A 17,158-nucleotide genomic window follows, 5' to 3' on the forward strand; every position below is an offset into this window, starting at 1 on the left:
CGACGAGTGAAGCGCTTCCCTATGCCGCGAGGAGGGCCAACGGTGATCGACTGCCACCAGCATCTGTGGCCGCCGCGCCTGGTCGAGGCGCTTCGTCGTCGCGAAGCCCTCCCCTACCTGCGCGGCTGGACGCTGCATCTGCCCGGCGAAGACCCGTACGAGTGCGATCCCGGGCACCACGACGTCGAGCGCCGCCGCCACCAGGAACTGCGGGACGGCCGGTCGCGGGTCCTGGTGTCGCTGTCGAGCCCGCTCGGCATCGAGCACCTGCCCGCCCACGACGGCGCCGAGCTGATCGACCTCTGGCACGAGAGCGCGCTCGAGCTGGGCGAGCCGTTCCACGTCTGGGCGGCCGCGCCGGTCACCGAGCTCGACCCGGACGGCCTGGCCAAGGTGCTGCGTGAGGAGCGGGTGGCCGGGTTGCAGCTGCCGGCCACCGCGCTGGCCGACCCGGCCGGCATCGCGCACGTCGGGCCGCTGCTCACCGAGGCCGAACGCGCCGGCAAACCCGTGCTCGTACACCCCGGCCCCGCCCCCGCCTGTGATCCCGGCCTGCCCGCCTGGTGGCCGGCCCTGGTCCCGTACGTGTCGCAACTGCACCAGTCCTGGCTGGCCTGGCACGTCGCCGGCCGCCGGCAGCATCCGGGCCTGCGCATCGGCTTCGTGGCGCTGGCCGGCCTCGCGCCGCTGCACCACGAACGACTCGCCGCGCGCGGCGGCGCCCTGGGCGCGCTCGACCCCCATGTCTTCTACGAGACCTCGTCGTACGGCACCCGGGCGATCGACGCCATGACCCGCGTCGTCGGGGTCGACCCGCTCGTCTCGGGCTCCGACCGCCCGTACGCCGAAGCCGTCGACCCCGGTCTGGGCGCGGCCTTCACCCATGCCCTGTTCCACGCCAACCCGCACCGCTTTCTCACAGGAGGGCTCCCATGACCGTGTTGCCGGCTCCGCCCGGTCGCGTCCTCGACACGCAGGAACTGAAGCGCTGGGTGAGCGATTTCGCCGCCCGCCCCGAGATGTGGGAACACCTGGTGCGGCACGACACGGGCGGGCGGCACTACGCCTCGGTCTACCGCGACAGCGACATCGACGTGTGGGTGCTCTGCTGGAACGTCGCCGACGACACCGGCTGGCACGACCACGACACGTCCTCGGGCGCGGTCGCCGTCACCCGCGGCGCGGTCACCGAGGCGACCCCGCGCATGGGCGGCGAGCCGGTCACCCGGGTCGTCGGGGCCGGGCGCACGTTCGCCTTCGGGCCCGATCACATCCACCGCATGGGCGGCGCGGTCGACGGCTCGGTGTCGATCCACGCGTACTCGCCGCCGCTGTGGCGCATGGGCCAGTATTCGATCAGCCGCTCGGGCGTGCTGCGCCGCCGGGCGGTCAGCTACGCCGACGAGCTCAGGCCCATCGACGAGTAGTCGAGCACCGCGCCGAGCCGGGGCAGCAGGTCGGCCGCGCGTTCCAGGTCGGCGCCCAGCGGCCGGTCGTCCTCCGACGGGTCGATCGCCTCGGAGGCCAGCTCGAAGGCGTCCCGCAACGGCCCCGCGGTCAGCCGGCCCGGGGCCATCCGGAGCGCGCGCACCGCCGCCATCAGCTCCGCGGCCAGCAGGGTCGGCGCGAGCTGGGTCATCGTGCGGAGCGAGCGGGCGCCCTGGGTGGCGAAGCTGGCGTGCTCCTCCAGGCCGAGCGAGATGCTGAGCGTGCCGGCCGCGGTCGGGGTCATGCCGACGCGGATCTCGGTGAGCAGGTCCTGGACGACGTACTCGCTGATCATCAGGCCGGAGCTGCCCGCCGGCCCGGCCGCCAGGAACGCCCGCAGGCCGGTCAGGTCGGGCCGCATGAGCAGGCCCAGCCGCGCCGTCGAGAGCGACAGCACCGGCAGGAAGGCCCCGCGCGCCGCGTCGAGCTGGGACGCCAGCGTCGCCGTGTGGAACTGCCCGTGATGGCGCACGCCGTCCGAAGTGACCAGAGGGTTCTCCACGGCCGCGTTGATCTCGGCGGTGATGGCGTCGTCCAGCGTCCGGGCGGCGTGGATGGCGGGCGCGGTGACCTGAGGCAGCACCCGCAGGCCGAACGGGTCCTGAATGCGCACCGGGGCCACGCCGCCGGCCACCAGGCGGCTGAGCAGTCGCGCCACCTCCACCTGGCCGGGGTGGGCGCGGTTGCGGTGCACCGTCACGTCGTACGCCTCGGGGTTGCCCCGCAGGGCGAGGAAGCTGAGCGCCGCCACCACCACGGACGCGCGCAACTGGCTCTGCACCCGGTCCAGGGCCAGCGCCGCCGTCGCCACCGTGAGGGCGCTGGAACTGATCATCGGGAGCGCGTCGGTCGCCCCGAATGTCGTGACCGGCCCGGCATCACGCCACGGCCGCTCGCCGGCCAGGGTCAGGCTCAGCTCGGCCAGCGCGGCGAGGTCACCGGTGCCGATCGCGCCCCAGGAGTGGATCACCGGCACCGCGCCGTCGTGCAGCGCCGCGGCCAGCGCCTCCGCGACCTGCCGGGACACGCCGGAGCCGCCGGCCAGGATCTGGTTGAGCCGGACGGCCATCATCGCCCGGGCGGTGATGTCGTCCTCCAACGGTCCGACGGCCGCGCAGTGGCTGCGCAGCAGCCGCAGCCCGCGCTCCTCGTCGTCGGCCGTGCGTTCGTGCCGATTGGCGCCGACGCCGGTGTTGGCCCCATAGACTGCGCCTTGCGCGCGCGCTTGCTGCAGACGCGCGTGCCGCCCCTCGACCCGGCGCAGCGCGGCCGGATCGACCTCGACCCCGCACCGGCCGGAGGCGATGGCCAGCAGCGCGGCCACTGTCAGGCTGCGGCCGTCGAGTCGTTCTACCTGCATAACGCCCCACCATCACCGTGTTTCGGACCCGTAACGGGCTCCCCCGGGCCGTTGACATCCTATTCACTACCCCTGAAGTATGAATAGCGGTATTCAATCGCTAGCCTGGAGCGCCATGATCACATTCGATGACGTCGTGAAGGTCTATCCCGGCGGCGGCACCGCAGTCGATCACGTCTCGCTCGAAGTCCCCACCGGTAAAACTACGGTGTTCGTCGGGCCGTCAGGCTGCGGAAAGACCACCTCCCTCCGCATGATCAACCGAATGATCAGTCCCACCTCGGGTCGCGTGCTCATCGACGGAGAAGATGTCGCCGGCCAGGACGAGGCCCTGCTGCGGCGCGGCATCGGCTATGTGATCCAGCACGCGGGCCTCTTCCCGCACCGCACAGTCCTCGACAACGTCGCCACCGTGCCGGTCCTGCTCGGCAAGACCCGGCGTGAGGCCCGAGCCGCCGCCCTCGGACTGCTCGAGCGCGTCGGCCTGGCGCCCGAGTTCGCCCAGCGCTACCCGGCCCAGCTCTCCGGCGGGCAGCAGCAGCGCGTCGGCGTGGCCCGGGCGCTCGCCGCCGACCCCCCGATCATGCTGATGGACGAGCCGTTCAGCGCGGTGGACCCGGTCGTCCGCGAGGGCCTGCACCGCGAGTTCCTGCGCCTGCAGAAAGACCTGGGCAAGACGATCGCCATGGTCACGCACGACATCGACGAGGCCATCAAGCTCGGCGACCTGGTGGTGATCTTCCGCCAGGGCGGCATCGTGGCCCAGATCGGCACCCCGCAGGAGCTGCTCTCCGACCCGGCCGACGAGTTCGTCGCCGAGTTCGTGGGCCGCGACCGCGGGTTGCGCAGCCTCTCCTTCGACACCGCGGCCGAGCTGCCGGTGAAGCCCGTGCCGGCCGAACTGGTCGTCGACGAGGCCGGCCGGCCGCTGGGCTGGCGGACGGGCGCCGACGACGTGCGGCCGACCGGCGGCACGTTCACCAGCGCCGACACGCTGCGGCTGGTGGCCGACCTGGCCATCCTGTCGCCGGTCGGCATCGCCGTGCGGGTCGACGCCGACGGGAAGGCCGACGGCATCACGCCCCACCACGACCTGGCCGACTACCTGGCGGCGCGGCGCGGCTGATGATCACTTACCTGTCCAACAACTCCGAGACCGTGCTGGCCGCGCTCCGCCAGCACATCTGGCTCGCGCTGCTCCCGGTGCTGCTCGGCTTCGCCATCGCGCTGCCCATCGGCTATCTGGGCGTCCGCTTCCCCCGGTTCTACCACCCGCTGGTCAACGTGGCCGGGGTGCTCTACTCCATCCCGTCGCTGGCCCTGTTCGTGTTCCTGCCGGTGGTGCTGGGCACGAAGATCCTGTCGCCGATCAACATCGTCGTGGCGCTCACCATCTATACCGTCGCTCTGCTGGCCCGTACGGTGGCCGACGGCCTGCGCTCGGTCGACCGGCTGATCACCGAGTCGGCCACCGCGATGGGGTACCGCCGGTTCCGCCGCCTGATCGACGTCGAGCTCCCGGTGGCCCTGCCGGTGATCCTGGCCGGCCTGCGGGTCGCCACGGTGGCCAACATCAGCCTGGTCAGCGTGGGCGCGCTGATCGGCGTGGGCGGTCTCGGGCAGCTGTTCACCCGCGGCTTCCAGCTCTTCTACCTCGAGCCGATCCTGGTCGGCGTCATCCTCTCGGTGCTGCTCGCGGGCGTCGCCGACCTGGCCATCGTGCTGATCCAGCGAGCGGTCACGCCGTGGACCCGCTTCCAAGGAGGCCGGGCGTGAACCTCTCCTACCTGTTCGACGCGGCGCACTGGGACCTCGGCGCCTCGGGCAGCATCCCGCAGCTGCTCCTCTCCCACCTCTGGTACGTGATTCTGGCGCTCGCGATCGGCACGGTGATCGCGCTGCCGGTCGGCCTCTACATCGGGCACACCGGTCGCGGCTCGTTCATCGCCATCAACGCGGGCAACGCCGGCCGCTCGCTGCCGACGCTCGGCCTGCTGATGCTGATGGTGACCCTGCTCGGGCTGGGCCTGCTGCCGGTGCTGATCGCCCTGACCGTCCTGGTCATCCCGCCCATCCTGACCTCGGCGTACGCCGGGCTGCGCTCCCTCGACCCCCAGGTGGTCGACGCCGCCCGCGGGGTCGGCATGCGGCCCTGGCAGGTGCTCACCCGCGTCGAGCTGCCGATGGCGCTGCCGGTGCTGATGAGCGGCTTCCGCAGCGCCACCCTGCAGGTCGTCGCCACGGCGACCGTGGCCGCCGCGGTCGGCCTGGGCGGCTTGGGCCGCCTGCTGATCGACGGTCTGGCCGTCAACGACTACTCCCGTGTGCTGGCCGGCGCCATTGTCGTCGCGGTGCTGGCCGTTCTGCTCGATCTGGTTCTGGCGTTCGCGCAGCGCTGGATCGTCTCGCCCGGTCTCCGGGTATCCCGATGAAAGGTTCTTTGATGAAGCGTTTCGGCCGATTCACAGCGGTGACCGCCGCCCTGGCTCTCACCGTTGCCCTCACCGCCTGCGGCGCCGACGAAGACCCGCTGGCCAACGACAGCGGCGGCGGCAGCGCCGCGCCCGGCACCATCACCGTCGGCTCGGCGAACTTCGCCGAGAGCGAGCTGCTCGCCGAGATCTACTCGCAGGCCCTCGAGGCCAAGGGCGTGCAGGTCAAGCGGCAGTTCAACATCGGCGCCCGCGAGCTCTACCTCAAGGCGCTGCAGGACGGCTCGATCGACCTGCTCCCCGAGTACAACGGCGCCCTGCTCTCGGCGCTGACGCCGGGCGGCGCGCCCGAGGGCGTGAGCAAGCCCGAGGACGTGCTGGGCGCGCTCAAGAAGGTGCTGCCGTCGGGCACCGAGGTGCTCGAGCAGTCCCCCGCCGAGGACAAGGACACCCTGACCGTCACCCAGGAGACGGCCACCAAGTACAGCCTCAAGACGATCGACGACCTCAAGCCGGTCGCCGGCCAGCTCACGATCGGCGCGGGTCCGGAGTGGCAGGAGCGCTTCCAGGGCCTCAAGGGCCTCGAGTCGGTCTACGGGGTCAAGTTCAAGGAGTTCAAGCCGCTCGACGCCGGTGGCCCGCTGACCGTCAACGCGCTGAAGAAGGGTCAGATCCAGGTCGGCAACATCTTCTCCACCGACTCGTCGATCGCCACCAACAAGTTCGTCGTGCTGGAGGACCCGAAGAACCTCTACCTGGCCGAGAACATCATCCCGCTGATCCGTACGACCGCGAACAACCCGACCGTGACCGGCGCGCTCAACGCCGTCTCGGCCAAGCTGACGACCGAGAACCTGACCACGACGCTGGCCAAGGTCCAGGTCGACAAGCAGGACACGGCCGCCGTGGCCAAGGGCTGGCTCACCGAGAACGGCCTGGTCTGACCGTTGTGGGGGTGCCGCTGCGGCGGCACCCTCATACGGCGGTCCTTCCCGCCGAATAAGAAGGGGACGCCCCGCCCGCGACCCCGAGGACCGCCCGCATGATGGCAACCGGCCTACGCCGCTGGATCGGCATCGCCTTGGTGCTGGCCGTGCTGGTGGGTGGCACGGTCGCTTCGGTGCTGGCCATGGCCGGAGTGAGCCGGGTGCAGCAACAACACGCGTCGTTGCTGATGGACCACAACGCCGACTCCATCCAGCGCGCGGTCGCCAACGAGGCCGCCCGCTACACCGAGACGCTGACCGACATGGCCCTCGCCGTCGGTTCGCAGACCGAGTTCAACGCCGTCGACTTCGAGGCCATCACCTCCCGCCTGACCCGCTCCCGGCTGCCCGGCGCCAGCACGGTCGGCTTCGTTGTGCCGGCCCGGGACGACGAGACCGCCGCGGTGCAGAGCTACTGGCGCGAGCACGGCGCCGAGAACCTGAAGCTCGACAAGGTCGGCGACGCCGATGAGCACCAGTACCTGATCTATTCGCGCTCACTCGACCAGCTCGTCGCCCGGGCCGGCCGCGACATCAGCCAGGCGATCGAACCGGCCGACGCGCTGCGGTTCGCCCGGGCCAGCGGCCAGGTCACCTCCAGCCACCCGTACACCCTGTTGAAGGACCGCGCCCTGCCGCTCGCCCAGCGCCAGCAGTCGTTCCTGCTCGCCGCCCCGGTCACCGGCACCGCCGGCACTCCCGCCGCGGGCGAGTTCCTGGGCTGGATGATCCTCTCGATGCGCGGCGGCGACTTCGTCGACGAGACCCTTCAGACGTACGCCGGTGAACTGGTCAAGGTGACCCTGAGCGACCTGAGCGGGACGTCCCCGACCGCCGTGGCCTCGACGCGGTCGCCCTCCGCCACGTTGCGTGACCCGGGCCTGCGCCGGGTCCGGACGGTCATCGTCGGCGAGCGCGAGTGGCAGCTGGACGTGCAGCCGACCCAGCGCCTGATCAGCGACACCGACCGCCGGCTGCCGCTCGCCACCCTGGGTTTCGGCCTGCTGGTCACCCTGCTGACCGGGGTGCTGGCCGACTCGCGCCGGCGCGCCCTCAAGAAGGTGGCCGACGCCACCTCCCTGCTGCGCCACGACATCGAGCGGCGCAAGACCGTCGAGGCCCGGCTGCTCGACCGCGAGGACGAACTACGCCGCCTGGCGATGCACGACGCGCTCACCGCTCTGCCCAACCGCGCCCTCTTCCGGGAGCGCCTCGACGAGGCCGACCCCGGCCAGCCCCGGGCGGTCTTCTTCATCGACCTGGACGGCTTCAAGGCGGTCAACGACGGCCTCGGCCACAGCGCCGGCGACCGGCTGCTCGTCGAGGTGGCGCGGCGCCTGACGCAGTGCGGGCGGGCCGGCGACACGGTGGCCCGCCTGGGCGGCGACGAGTTCGCGATCCTGGCCGCCACGTCCGCCGCCGCACCCTTCGCGGAACGGATCGTGACCAGCCTGCGCGCTCCGTTCGACATCGACGGGCAGCCGGTGACGATCAGTTGCAGCGTGGGGGTCGCGGTCACGGAGGCCGGGCCGGCCGACCCCGAACGCCTGATCCACGCGGCCGACGAGGCGATGTACGTGGCCAAGGCGGCCGGCAAGAACCGCTACACCGTAGCCGTCACGTCCTCAGCCGCCGCCTTCGTCGACGGCCCGAGCTGACGCCTGCCGTTTGCGGCATCCATCGACCGGCCGGGGAACTGACTGGCCGCCCGCACCCCGTGGCGATCCGGACGCCGATCGACAGGCAGGCTGACTGATCACCGTCACCCGCTGCCGGGAGGCACGCCTCGGGCGCCCATCGACGGGCCCGCTGACGCTCGGCCGACGCCACGGCTCGGCCGCCCGGCGCCCGATCGACAGGCTGACTGTCGAGTCATCGGCGGCACGACAGCCCTCCAAATGCCGATCGACAGGCCCGCTGTCGACCCACCGTCGGCACGACACAGCCTTCCAAATGCCGATCGACAGGCCCGCTGTCGACCCACCGTCGGCACGACACAGCCCTCCGAACGCCGATCGACAGGCCCGCTGTCGACCCACCGTCGGCACGACACAGGTCTCGGAATGCCGATCGACAGGCCAACTGACCGATTGCCTTTACCGTCGCGGCCCGAGCGAGTCTGCTGATCGACAGCCTGACTGACGTTTCAGCGGCGCCGGCGTTTGGTTGGGCGGGCCGTTCGTTGACGGGTGGGGCTGAGAGCGACGACTACGGCGGTGCCGACCAGCCAGCAGACCGCGATCACCAGGGCCAGACGTTCGACGAAGGCGCCGAAGTCACTGCGGCCGATGAGGAGCATGGTCAGGCCGAGCGCCGCGCCGACCGGCACGATCAGCACGACACCGGCCGCGGCGAGCCGGGTCAGGGCCGGGCGCGGGTTCGCGAACCAGACGGCGGCCATGGCGCCGGCCAGCACGATCATGCCGATGACGCTGGCCGTCGCGTGCACGATGTCGGCCGCGGTGGCGGGCTCGTAGGGCGGCAGCGGACACGTGTCGCTGCACGCGACCAGTCCCGAGGTGGCCGCCAGCACGGCCGACACCAGCAGACTTCCGCCGACGAGGCGCAGGTCCCGCAACGCCCAGCCGACGAAGGCGACACCGGCGGCGAGCACGACCAGACCGGTCCGGTACGGAATCGCGTACGGCTGCCCGGCCGTGCCGGCCTCACTGACATAGCCGTCCCACCAGCCGCCTGGCGGTGCCACCAGCGCGAACAGCATGACGACGGCCCCCGCGGTCACCGCCAGCGCCCCGGCGATCGCCGCAAGTCTCGTCACGCCTCCCATCATGATCGATAGGCTCGACTCACGCCCCCGCCGTCGTCGGGAGCGGCGCCAGCTCCAGCTCCGGCTTTCAGCTCCGGCTCCAGCTCCGGCTTCGGCTCCAGCTCCGGCTCCAGCTCCGGCTCCAGCTCCAGCTCCGGCTCCAGCTCCAGCTCCGGCTCCGGCTCCAGCTCCAGCTCCGGCTCCGGCTCCAGCTCCGGCTCCGGCTCCAGCTCCAGCTCCGGCTCCGGCTCCGGCTCCAACACGGCCCCGATCATGATCGGTAGGGTCGGACTCATGCCCCGCACCACGACCGGCACCATCCCTGGCCACCCATCGTGACCGGAAGGATCGGGCCCGTGCTCCGCACCGTGGTCGTGACCGGCGCCAGCTCCGGCATCGGGCGGGCTGCCGCTGTGGCCCTGGCCCGGGGCGGCGACCGGGTGATTCTGCTGGGACGCGACCCGAAGCGCCTCGCTTCGGCGGCTGTCGAGGTGCGCGAGGCGGGCGGGCATACACCGCCTACCTACCGGGCGGACTTCGCCGTACTCGATGAAGTGCGCGCCACTGGTGCGCGCCTCGCCGCCGAGCACGAGCAGATCCATGTGCTTGCCAACAACGCCGGTCTGCTGGCGCCCGTCCGCCCCCGGACGACTGACGGCCTCGACCCGACCGTGCAGATCAACCACCTGGCGAGCTTCCTGCTCACCCATCTGCTGCTCGACCGCCTGCGGGCTGCCGCAACGCCGACGTCGCCGGCACGGATCATCACGACATCGTCGGTGGCCGAGGCGTGGGGGACGCTGGACGCGGACCGCCCCGGCCGCCGGCAGCACCTGCGCTGGCTGGCTTACGGCGCCAGCAAGCAGGCCAACATCCTGTTCACCGTCGAGGCGGCCCGCCGCTGGGCCTCGTACGGCATCGTTCCGACCTGCTACTTCCCCGGGCTGATTCGCAGCGGATTCGGCACCACCAGCCCTGCCTTCAGCGTGGCCCGCCTTCTCTTCCCCGGTCCCGCCGAGGGCGCCGACACCCTGACCTGGCTGGCCACGGACCCCGCCGCCCTCGTCCCCGGCGGCTACTTCGCCTGGCGTGCTCCCTTCCGAGCCACCCCGCGCTCGACCAGCCCCACCCGAGCCGCCCGCCTCTGGCAGTCGAGCCTCGCCGCGGTGGGGCTGACCGGCTGAAGAGTGACGCCACTCCGTGTCATCGAGCCGCGGCCACTCAAGATTGGCGTCGACTCTGCGATCGTCGCGGACGGGCGGCTGCTCGCCGGAAGGCGAGCCACCTTCGGAGACACCGATCGCCGAAGTCGCGTCCTCAGCCGCGGGCAACACGTCGCCTCGGTCGAGGCCGTCCGCGCCGTCCGCGCCGTCCGCGCCGTCGGAGCTTCGCACGCGGCCCACCACGGCACGGCCGCTGCGGATGGCGCCCACTGCGAAAGAAGGAACACGGATCATGCAGCTCTCCCGCCAGCTGCCGGCCACGGGTGACAGCGACAGCGAGCCAGGGAGCCCGCCTCAGCCGGTGGCTATTTCCGCTGCGGGAAGTGGCGCTGGAAGAAGCGAAGAGCACTGTCGGCCTCGAACCGGGGCAGCTCGGCGTGGCGGCCGGGGTTGGCGTGCAGGGTCTTCTCGGTGGAGGCGAAGGCCTCGAAGAGTGCCAGCGCCGACGCCCGGGGCACGAACTCGTCGTTCCACTGCAGGGCGAACTCGACCGGGACGGTGATGGTCGCCGCGAGGTCGTGACGAGCGCCGGTCAGACCCAGCACCCCGGCCGTGATCCGGTTGTCGGCCGCCATCAGCTCGAGGCCGACAGCGGCGCCCATCGAGACGCCCCAGAAGCCGGCCGGGCCGCCCGGGGCCAGCCGATCGAGAGCAGCACGCCACTCGGGGACGGCCCGGGTGGCAACGTCGGCGTTGATCCGGGCGACGCGTTCCGCCAACCCATCGGCCTCTCCTCGCATGGGAGAGCCGACCGGATCGGGTCGGTCGCCGTGCCCCGGCGCATCGAGCGCGGCGACCCGGAAGCCGGACGCGACCAGCATCCGGGCCCGCCCGGTCACCGACGGAGCGCCCCGGTGCTGGCCGCCACCGTGCGCGATGAGAATGAGCGGCCCGTCGCCGCCGGGCGGCTCCCACAGCGTGCCCGGAACCGTGTCGTCCAGCAGAAAGTGCTCTTCGGAAAAAGTCATGACGTGCCCTTCGGAATGCCACAGTGGCCCTTCCGGGGCGCCGGCTCAGAGAAGCGGCAGAGACCCGGGAAGCGCCCGACCATCGACTGCGTTGATCGGTCTCACCTCCTCGGGTAGCAGTTGCCGCCGAACCGTATCAGACCGCGATCAGGCCCGGCGCGAGCCGGCCGAGCCCTGTCTCGGAGCTCCTGTGTCAGGGCGGATGCGGGCCAGCGCGTCGCCGAAAGCCGCGCGGGTCATCGGGAGCAACGGGGTCGACGCCATCAACCTCAGGTCCTCGGCCGGCGTCGTGGTGCCGTCGAGGAAGCGCAGCACGCGTTCGGCCGGGTTGCGCGCGAACAGGCGGTCGAAGAACGCGACGCCGTCGACCTGTCCGCGGTCGAGGGCGCGCAGTTGCACGGCGTCCATCCACAGGTGCCGGGCCGGGTAGGGCGGGGCGGGCACCGGCGGGCGGCCGGCGGCGACCGCGCGGGCGATGTCGTCGGCCTGGCGGGCCATCGCCGAGAACGTGAAGCCGGTCGACGGCCGGGTCGCGCCGCCCGCGGTCCCGAGGCGTACCACTCGCGGGGACGGGTGCGGGTCGAACGGCCCGTCGGTCATCGGGATGACGCCGTCCTCGACCTCGCGGACCCGGAGCGCGGCCAGATCGAGGCCGAGCAGGGCCGAGTAGCCGCGCAGCGCCGCGTCGTACTCGTCGCCGGTCAGCACGGCCGGCGAGAACTCGGTGTACTCGACCAGGGCGAACCGGTCGCTGACCGGCAGCACGTAGCCGAACGACACTCCGCGGGCCGGTTGCGGCGTCCGGAAGTCCATCAGCACGGCGCGGCCGGGGTCGAAGACCGGCTCGTCCGCCTCGAGCCACCAGCCGCGGAAGTGCTGGAGCCAGTTGGTGCGCCCGGGACGCCGGGGCGGACGCGGACGCGAGTCGAGGGCCCACGCCGCGCGGACCAGGGGCGTGCCGTCGGGGGCCGAGATCAGCACCCGCTCGCCGTCGTCGACGACCTGCTCGGCGCGCTCGGTGATCCGTACGGCGGAAAGCTCTTTCTCGGCCTGGGCGGCCAGGTCATAGAGGGGCGCCGAGCGCAGCATCGCGTATCGCAGCGGGCGCAACGGCAGCGCGCGGCGGCCGGTCGGGGTGACCACGTCGGCCTCGTCCCAGCTCGCGCTGAGCAGCGGGTCGAGGAAGGTGCCGGGGGTGCCCCAGAACGCCCACGTACGGTCCTGGCCGCGTTTGTGCACTGGGTCGACGATCGCCACCCGGGCGCCAGCGCCTTGGCGCCCCAGCGCGGCCAGCACGAGCGAGGCTGCGCCACCCCCGCCGATCAGGGCCAGATCCACGTCCACGGGTTCGCTCACCGGCACAGCCTGTCATGCCGGTCCGGAGCGGGAGCCGGGGACTTTCGACTCTGCCGGCAGCGCCCTTCCCGGGGCATGCTGAGCGGGTGCGAGCCAAGGACGTCATGAGCAGCCCGGTGCACACCGTCGAGCCCGGTGCGCCGGTGGAGGACGCGGCGGCGGTGATGGCCGCGCGGGCGGTCACGGCGCTGCCGGTGGTGGACGGGGCAGGCCGCCTGGTAGGCATCGTCAGCGAGGGCGACCTGTTGTGGCGGCGGGTGCCGGTAGACCCCACGGCGCAGCTCAACCGCTCCCCCGCGGCGCCGGCCATCCGCCCCGGCCGGGTCGCCGAGGTCATGTCGCGGTCGCCGGTCACCACCCGCCCGGACGCCGACCTGGCCGAGGTCGCCGAGACGATGCTGATGTACGACGTCCGCAGCATGCCCGTCCTCGACGGCGACACCCTGGCCGGCATGGTCAGCCGTCGGGACATCCTGCGCGCGATGGTCCGCACCGACGAGACCCTCGTGCGGGAGGTGCAGCACCGCCTCGACGAGTACGCCCTGGGCCGCTGGACCGCGTCGGTCCACAAGGGAGTCGCGACCGTCGCGGGCTCGTTCGCCGACTCGACGGAACGCGAGATCGCGGCCGTCCTGGCCCGGACGGTCCCCGGCGTGGCCGACGTGCGGATCGAGCCGCCGCGGTGAGCGTGGCCCGTCCCTAGACTGCGAAGATGATTGCGCGAATGTGGCGGGGCTGGGTGCGAACCGAGAAGGCGGACGACTACGTCGCCTACATCGAACGGACCGGCCTGGCCGGTTACCGCGAGACGCCGGGCAACCGGGGCGCCGAGATGTGGGTGCGCGACCTCGGTGACGGCCGCTCCGAAGTGACGACGCTCAGTTGGTGGGACTCGCTCGACGACATCCGCGGCTTCGCCGGCGACGACATCTCCCGGGCCGTCTTCTATGCCGAGGACGACGAGTATCTGGTCGACCGCGAGGCCACGGTGACCCACCACGAGGTCGTTCGCCGCGTCGGCTGAGAGGCGGCTCGATCCGGCGAGGCGGTCGCATTATTTCAGGAACCCGTCCAAGTATTGCGTTCGTGTGAACAGAACTGTCACGATGACCGTCGATCCGTTCCCCGAATCCCCCGGATCGACAGGAGTCCCCCATGCCCGTCACCCGACGAACCCTGCTGTCTACGGCGGCCTTCGGCTCAGCCGCGGCCCTGCTTACCGATCTGTCCCCCGCCTCCGCCGCCTCGCCGCCGGGCGATGTCGTCGGCAAGATCAGCGTCGGCTACCAGGGCTGGTTCGCCTGCCCGGGCGACGGCGCGCCGATCGGCGGCTGGTGGCACTGGAGCCGCGACCGCTTCCAGCCGCCCTCGCCTGCCAACACGACGATCGTGTCCTGGCCCGACATGCGCGATTTCACCCACGCCTATCCCACCGCCTACCCGAATCTCGGCGACGGCCGGACCGCGACGCTGTTCTCTTCGTATGACCAACAGACAGTCGACACCCACTTCCAGTGGATGCGCACCTACGGCATCGACACCGCGGCCCTCCAGCGCTTCAATCCGACGGGCGACGAAGGGCCGACCCGCGATGCCATGACCCTGAAGGTGCGGACGGCGGCCGAGGCCACGGGCCGCAAGTTCTACATCATGTACGACGTCACGAGCTGGACGTCGATGCAGAGCGAGATCAAGGCGGACTGGACAGCCAAGATGTCGGCTCACACGGCGTCGCCGGCGTACGCCCGGCAGAACGGCAAACCGGTCGTCTGCATCTGGGGTTTCGGCTTCTCCGACGACGCCCGCCCGTTCGCTCCCGGCCCGTGCCTCGACGTCGTGAACTGGTTCAAGGCCCAGGGCTGCTACGTGATCGGCGGCGTGCCGACCTATTGGCGCGAGGGTAAGAACGACAGCCGGACTGGCTTTTCCGACGTCTACCGCGCGTTCAACATGATCTCGCCGTGGATGGTGGGCCGCACCGGCACGCTCGACGGTCTCGACTGGTTCCTGGCCAACGTGAACACCGCCGATCAGGCCGAGTGCAACGCGTACGGCATCGACTATCAGCCCTGCGTGCTGCCCGGCGACCTGTCGACCGGCGCCCGGCACCACGGCGACTTCTACTGGCGCAGCCTCCACAACATGATCAAGCTGGGCGCCCAGGGCCTGTACGTGTCGATGTTCGACGAGTTCAACGAGGGCAACCAGATCGCCAAGACCGCCGAGACAGCCGCCTCCGTCCCGGCCGGCAGCGGCATCCGGCCGCTCGACGAGGACGGCACGTTCTGCTCGTCCGACTACTACCTGCGCATCACCCAGGACGGCGGCCGGATGCTGAAGGGCCAACTCACCCTCACCGCCGTGCGCCCGACGCCACCCGTCACCGGGACGACACCGCCGCCGCCCACCGGGGACCTCGCCGCCGGCAAGGCAGCCACCGCCGGCAGCACCAACGGCCCCTACTCGCCGGCCAATGCGGTCGACGCCAGTTCGTCGTCCTATTGGGAGAGCGTGGGCTCGCTGCCGCAGTGGTTCCAGGTCGATCTGGGGGCCGGCTACGCGGTCAACCGGCTGGTGCTGCGGCTGCCCGCGGGCTGGGAGCGGCGCACGCAGACCATCACCGTGCAGGGCAGCACCAACGGCACGACCTTCACGACGCTCGCCGGCTCGACCGGCTACGTCTTCGACCCGGGCACCGGGAACACAACGACAGTCACGCTGTCGGGTGCGACGGTCCGCTACGTACGGCTGAGCTTCGCGGCCAACACCGGCTGGCCCGCCGCCCAGCTGGCGCAATTGCAGGCGTACGCGGAAAGCTCGCCGCCGCCGCCGCTCGCCGGCGACTTGGCTCGGGGCAAGCCGGCCTCGTCGAGCGGCCAGGCCCAGGCGTACGGGCCCGGTCACGTCGTGGACGGTGACGCCGGAACCTACTGGGAGAGCGCGAACAACGCGTTCCCGCAGTGGATCCAGGTCGACCTGGGCTCGGCGACCGCGGTGAGCCGGGTCGTTCTGAAGCTGCCGTCCGGCTGGGGTGCCCGTTCGCAGACGGTGGCCGTCGCCACCAGCACGAACGGCACCGCCTTCACCAACTTCGCGGCCGCGGCGGCCCGGGCCTTCGAGCCAGCTGCCGGCAACACGGTGACCGTCAACGGCTCGTCCGTTCAGGCGCGGTACGTGCGGGTGACCGTGACCGCCAACACCGGCTGGCCCGCCGGCCAGTTGTCGGCCCTGGAGGTCTACGCCACTTGACGTTCCTCATCGTCGGGGCGGCCGAGCACCATGAGTCGCGAGCCGCCTCGACGATGAGGAAGTGGGAACAACGCCCGGCGCGCGGGTGATCGGAACCGGCCGCGCCGCCGACCGTGACACGGTTCTCGAACTCGGCGCCGACGCCTTCCTCGACCTGAGTCACGACCTGCTCAAGAGGGGCGGACCGGTCGAGACCGCCGCCGCCGTCGCCCCGGCCACGCGGTTGATGGGAAGAGCAATCATTCAGGTACGGCCGTGACCGGGTCGCAGACCGGCCAGCTCGGCCGCGTCGACGCCGCCCACGACCTCTGAGGCGATGAGCCGCCCGGCACTGGGCGCCAGGGTCACGCCCGAGTGCATCACGGCCACGTAGGCGCCCTCGACGCCCGGGACGGGGCCGATCAGCGGCAGGCCGTCTGCCGGCATGGGACGCGTTCCCAGCCGTACGCCGAGCAATTGGACAGCATGGGTGTCGAACGTCGCGACGAGGCGGCGCCGCATCGCCTCGCCCGCTTGGCGCAGCTCGTCGTGGTCGGTCTCACCGTGGTAGGCGTCGGCGACCAGCAGCTCGCCGTCGGCTGCCTCCCGCACCTCGAGCTCCGGCGTGACGACCAGCGTGCGGACGAGACCGGGCGGCGCGGCGAAACGCATGAGCAGCGCCGGGGACGGATTCACCGGCAGGTCGAAGCCCAGCGGCGACAGCAGCGCGGGCGCGTCGGCGCCGGCTGCCACCACGACGGTGTCGGCGTCCACACCGCCACCGGACCACCGCACGCCGGCGACGCGGCCGTCCCGTGCGAGGACGGCGGCGACCGCGGTGTTGGCCATCAGCCGCGCGCCGTGACTCCGGGCCGCGCGCACCAGAGCTTGAGTCACGGCAACGGGATCCACCGCGCCGTGGCTCTCGAGGAAGACCGCGTGCGCAGGTGGCTCCCGCAGATGCGGCTCCAGCCGGGCCGCGTCGGTGATCGGCTCGCCTTCGCCGCAGAGCAGCACGCCGCGCCACCGCACCTGCAGACCCGGCACGTCCGCCTCCCACCGCCGCCAGTCCCGCAGGACACCGCGCCGCAGTGCCGTACTGGCATCGACCGCGTCGCCACTCCGCGGCTCGCCGATCCAGGCGAACGAGTCCGCGGTCACCCCCGACCCGGGAAGCGCCTTGTCGATGAGCACGACGTCGCCACCGGCCCGCGCCGCCTCGTACGCCACCGCCGCCCCGACGATGCCCGCGCCCACCACCACGATCCGCGTGCCCATCCCGCCAGCCTGCCACCCGGCGACGAACTGCCCACCGAGTTCCGATCGGAGGGAACCGATCGGACGGCCGAT

The 17,158-nt window shown here is 71.9% G+C and carries 18 protein-coding genes; 12 read left to right on the forward strand and 6 right to left on the reverse strand.

The window, feature by feature from the left end:
• Positions 1-42 precede the first annotated feature (42 nt).
• Positions 43-936 carry an amidohydrolase family protein gene (locus KXC43_RS01740; RefSeq protein WP_308128923.1) on the forward strand — a complete coding sequence of 298 codons (894 nt, stop codon included), beginning with the start codon at positions 43-45 and terminating at the stop codon, positions 934-936.
• Positions 933-1,427: a cysteine dioxygenase gene (locus KXC43_RS01745; RefSeq protein ID WP_221374067.1), complete on the forward strand. Its 495-nt coding sequence runs from the start codon at positions 933-935 to the stop codon at positions 1,425-1,427. Before KXC43_RS01740 ends, KXC43_RS01745 begins: the two co-directional genes overlap by 4 nt.
• Here KXC43_RS01745 and KXC43_RS01750 read toward each other — a convergent pair.
• Positions 1,394-2,848: an aromatic amino acid lyase gene (locus KXC43_RS01750; protein ID WP_221374068.1), complete on the reverse strand. Its 1,455-nt coding sequence runs from the start codon at positions 2,846-2,848 to the stop codon at positions 1,394-1,396. The genes KXC43_RS01745 and KXC43_RS01750 overlap by 34 nt on opposite strands.
• A 115-nt stretch (positions 2,849-2,963) precedes the next feature.
• Between KXC43_RS01750 and KXC43_RS01755 the strand changes: the two genes are divergently transcribed.
• From KXC43_RS01755 to KXC43_RS01775, 5 genes are all read left to right on the forward strand, one after another.
• On the forward strand, positions 2,964-3,974 hold the full coding sequence (locus KXC43_RS01755) for an ABC transporter ATP-binding protein (RefSeq protein ID WP_221374069.1): 1,011 nt from the start codon (positions 2,964-2,966) through the stop codon (positions 3,972-3,974).
• Positions 3,974-4,624, forward strand: coding sequence for an ABC transporter permease (locus tag KXC43_RS01760; RefSeq protein ID WP_221374070.1), 651 nt, complete (start codon positions 3,974-3,976; stop codon positions 4,622-4,624). The genes KXC43_RS01755 and KXC43_RS01760 overlap by 1 nt, the downstream gene beginning before the upstream one ends.
• Positions 4,621-5,280 (forward strand): ABC transporter permease, encoded by a 660-nt coding sequence (locus KXC43_RS01765; RefSeq protein ID WP_221374071.1) that lies wholly within the window; start codon positions 4,621-4,623, stop codon positions 5,278-5,280. Before KXC43_RS01760 ends, KXC43_RS01765 begins: the two co-directional genes overlap by 4 nt.
• Before the next feature lie 11 nt (positions 5,281-5,291).
• A complete protein-coding gene (locus tag KXC43_RS01770) occupies positions 5,292-6,224 on the forward strand; it encodes an ABC transporter substrate-binding protein (RefSeq protein ID WP_221374072.1) in 933 nt (310 codons plus the stop codon).
• 98 nt (positions 6,225-6,322) lie between these two features.
• Positions 6,323-7,924 carry a sensor domain-containing diguanylate cyclase gene (locus tag KXC43_RS01775; RefSeq protein ID WP_221374073.1) on the forward strand — a complete coding sequence of 534 codons (1,602 nt, stop codon included), beginning with the start codon at positions 6,323-6,325 and terminating at the stop codon, positions 7,922-7,924.
• Between the two features lie 488 nt (positions 7,925-8,412).
• Here the strand turns inward: KXC43_RS01775 and KXC43_RS01780 are convergent, their stop codons facing one another.
• Both KXC43_RS01780 and KXC43_RS01785 read right to left on the reverse strand, forming a co-directional pair.
• Positions 8,413-9,045 (reverse strand): DUF998 domain-containing protein, encoded by a 633-nt coding sequence (locus KXC43_RS01780; RefSeq protein WP_221374074.1) that lies wholly within the window; start codon positions 9,043-9,045, stop codon positions 8,413-8,415.
• Positions 9,046-9,053: 8 nt separating this feature from the next.
• The gene (locus KXC43_RS01785) at positions 9,054-9,308 is read right to left on the reverse strand and encodes a hypothetical protein (RefSeq protein WP_221374075.1); all 255 of its coding nucleotides are present in this window, start codon (positions 9,306-9,308) and stop codon (positions 9,054-9,056) included.
• Between the two features lie 93 nt (positions 9,309-9,401).
• On the opposite strand from KXC43_RS01785, the gene KXC43_RS01790 reads away from it, so the two are divergent.
• Positions 9,402-10,217 carry an SDR family NAD(P)-dependent oxidoreductase gene (locus KXC43_RS01790; protein ID WP_221374716.1) on the forward strand — a complete coding sequence of 272 codons (816 nt, stop codon included), beginning with the start codon at positions 9,402-9,404 and terminating at the stop codon, positions 10,215-10,217.
• Between the two features lie 344 nt (positions 10,218-10,561).
• Here the strand turns inward: KXC43_RS01790 and KXC43_RS01795 are convergent, their stop codons facing one another.
• Both KXC43_RS01795 and KXC43_RS01800 read right to left on the reverse strand, forming a co-directional pair.
• Positions 10,562-11,224 (reverse strand): alpha/beta hydrolase, encoded by a 663-nt coding sequence (locus KXC43_RS01795; RefSeq protein WP_221374076.1) that lies wholly within the window; start codon positions 11,222-11,224, stop codon positions 10,562-10,564.
• 147 nt (positions 11,225-11,371) lie between these two features.
• On the reverse strand, positions 11,372-12,586 hold the full coding sequence (locus KXC43_RS01800; protein ID WP_221374077.1) for a lycopene cyclase family protein: 1,215 nt from the start codon (positions 12,584-12,586) through the stop codon (positions 11,372-11,374).
• 80 nt (positions 12,587-12,666) lie between these two features.
• Between KXC43_RS01800 and KXC43_RS01805 the strand changes: the two genes are divergently transcribed.
• The 4 genes from KXC43_RS01805 (at position 12,667) to KXC43_RS01820 (ending at position 16,088) form a co-directional block, all read left to right on the forward strand.
• Positions 12,667-13,266 carry a CBS domain-containing protein gene (locus KXC43_RS01805; RefSeq protein WP_221374078.1) on the forward strand — a complete coding sequence of 200 codons (600 nt, stop codon included), beginning with the start codon at positions 12,667-12,669 and terminating at the stop codon, positions 13,264-13,266.
• Between the two features lie 26 nt (positions 13,267-13,292).
• Positions 13,293-13,604 carry an antibiotic biosynthesis monooxygenase family protein gene (locus tag KXC43_RS01810; RefSeq protein WP_221374079.1) on the forward strand — a complete coding sequence of 104 codons (312 nt, stop codon included), beginning with the start codon at positions 13,293-13,295 and terminating at the stop codon, positions 13,602-13,604.
• A gap of 131 nt (positions 13,605-13,735) precedes the next feature.
• Positions 13,736-15,829, forward strand: a complete 2,094-nt coding sequence (locus tag KXC43_RS01815) for a glycoside hydrolase family 99 protein (protein WP_221374080.1) — start codon at positions 13,736-13,738, stop codon at positions 15,827-15,829.
• Positions 15,830-15,890: 61 nt separating this feature from the next.
• Positions 15,891-16,088 (forward strand): hypothetical protein, encoded by a 198-nt coding sequence (locus tag KXC43_RS01820; protein WP_221374081.1) that lies wholly within the window; start codon positions 15,891-15,893, stop codon positions 16,086-16,088.
• Here KXC43_RS01820 and KXC43_RS01825 read toward each other — a convergent pair.
• A complete protein-coding gene (locus KXC43_RS01825) occupies positions 16,073-17,086 on the reverse strand; it encodes an NAD(P)/FAD-dependent oxidoreductase (protein WP_221374082.1) in 1,014 nt (337 codons plus the stop codon). The two genes, KXC43_RS01820 and KXC43_RS01825, sit on opposite strands and share 16 nt — an antisense overlap.
• Between the last annotated feature and the right edge of the window lie 72 nt (positions 17,087-17,158).

It is taken from the genome of Paractinoplanes polyasparticus (genome assembly GCF_019710575.1).
GTDB classification, from domain to species: Bacteria; Actinomycetota; Actinomycetes; order Mycobacteriales; family Micromonosporaceae; genus Actinoplanes; species Actinoplanes polyasparticus.

Coding starts and splice junctions, on each gene's coding strand:
- KXC43_RS01795 (WP_221374076.1), bottom strand. CDS start 11,224: ATGACTTTTTCCGAAGAGCACTTTCTGCTGGACGACACGGTTCCGGGC.
- KXC43_RS01775 (WP_221374073.1), top strand. CDS start 6,323: ATGATGGCAACCGGCCTACGCCGCTGGATCGGCATCGCCTTGGTGCTG.
- KXC43_RS01815 (WP_221374080.1), top strand. CDS start 13,736: ATGCCCGTCACCCGACGAACCCTGCTGTCTACGGCGGCCTTCGGCTCA.
- KXC43_RS01750 (WP_221374068.1), bottom strand. CDS start 2,848: ATGCAGGTAGAACGACTCGACGGCCGCAGCCTGACAGTGGCCGCGCTG.
- KXC43_RS01770 (WP_221374072.1), top strand. CDS start 5,292: ATGAAGCGTTTCGGCCGATTCACAGCGGTGACCGCCGCCCTGGCTCTC.
- KXC43_RS01755 (WP_221374069.1), top strand. CDS start 2,964: ATGATCACATTCGATGACGTCGTGAAGGTCTATCCCGGCGGCGGCACC.
- KXC43_RS01810 (WP_221374079.1), top strand. CDS start 13,293: ATGATTGCGCGAATGTGGCGGGGCTGGGTGCGAACCGAGAAGGCGGAC.
- KXC43_RS01745 (WP_221374067.1), top strand. CDS start 933: ATGACCGTGTTGCCGGCTCCGCCCGGTCGCGTCCTCGACACGCAGGAA.
- KXC43_RS01785 (WP_221374075.1), bottom strand. CDS start 9,308: ATGATCGGGGCCGTGTTGGAGCCGGAGCCGGAGCCGGAGCTGGAGCTG.
- KXC43_RS01760 (WP_221374070.1), top strand. CDS start 3,974: ATGATCACTTACCTGTCCAACAACTCCGAGACCGTGCTGGCCGCGCTC.
- KXC43_RS01825 (WP_221374082.1), bottom strand. CDS start 17,086: ATGGGCACGCGGATCGTGGTGGTGGGCGCGGGCATCGTCGGGGCGGCG.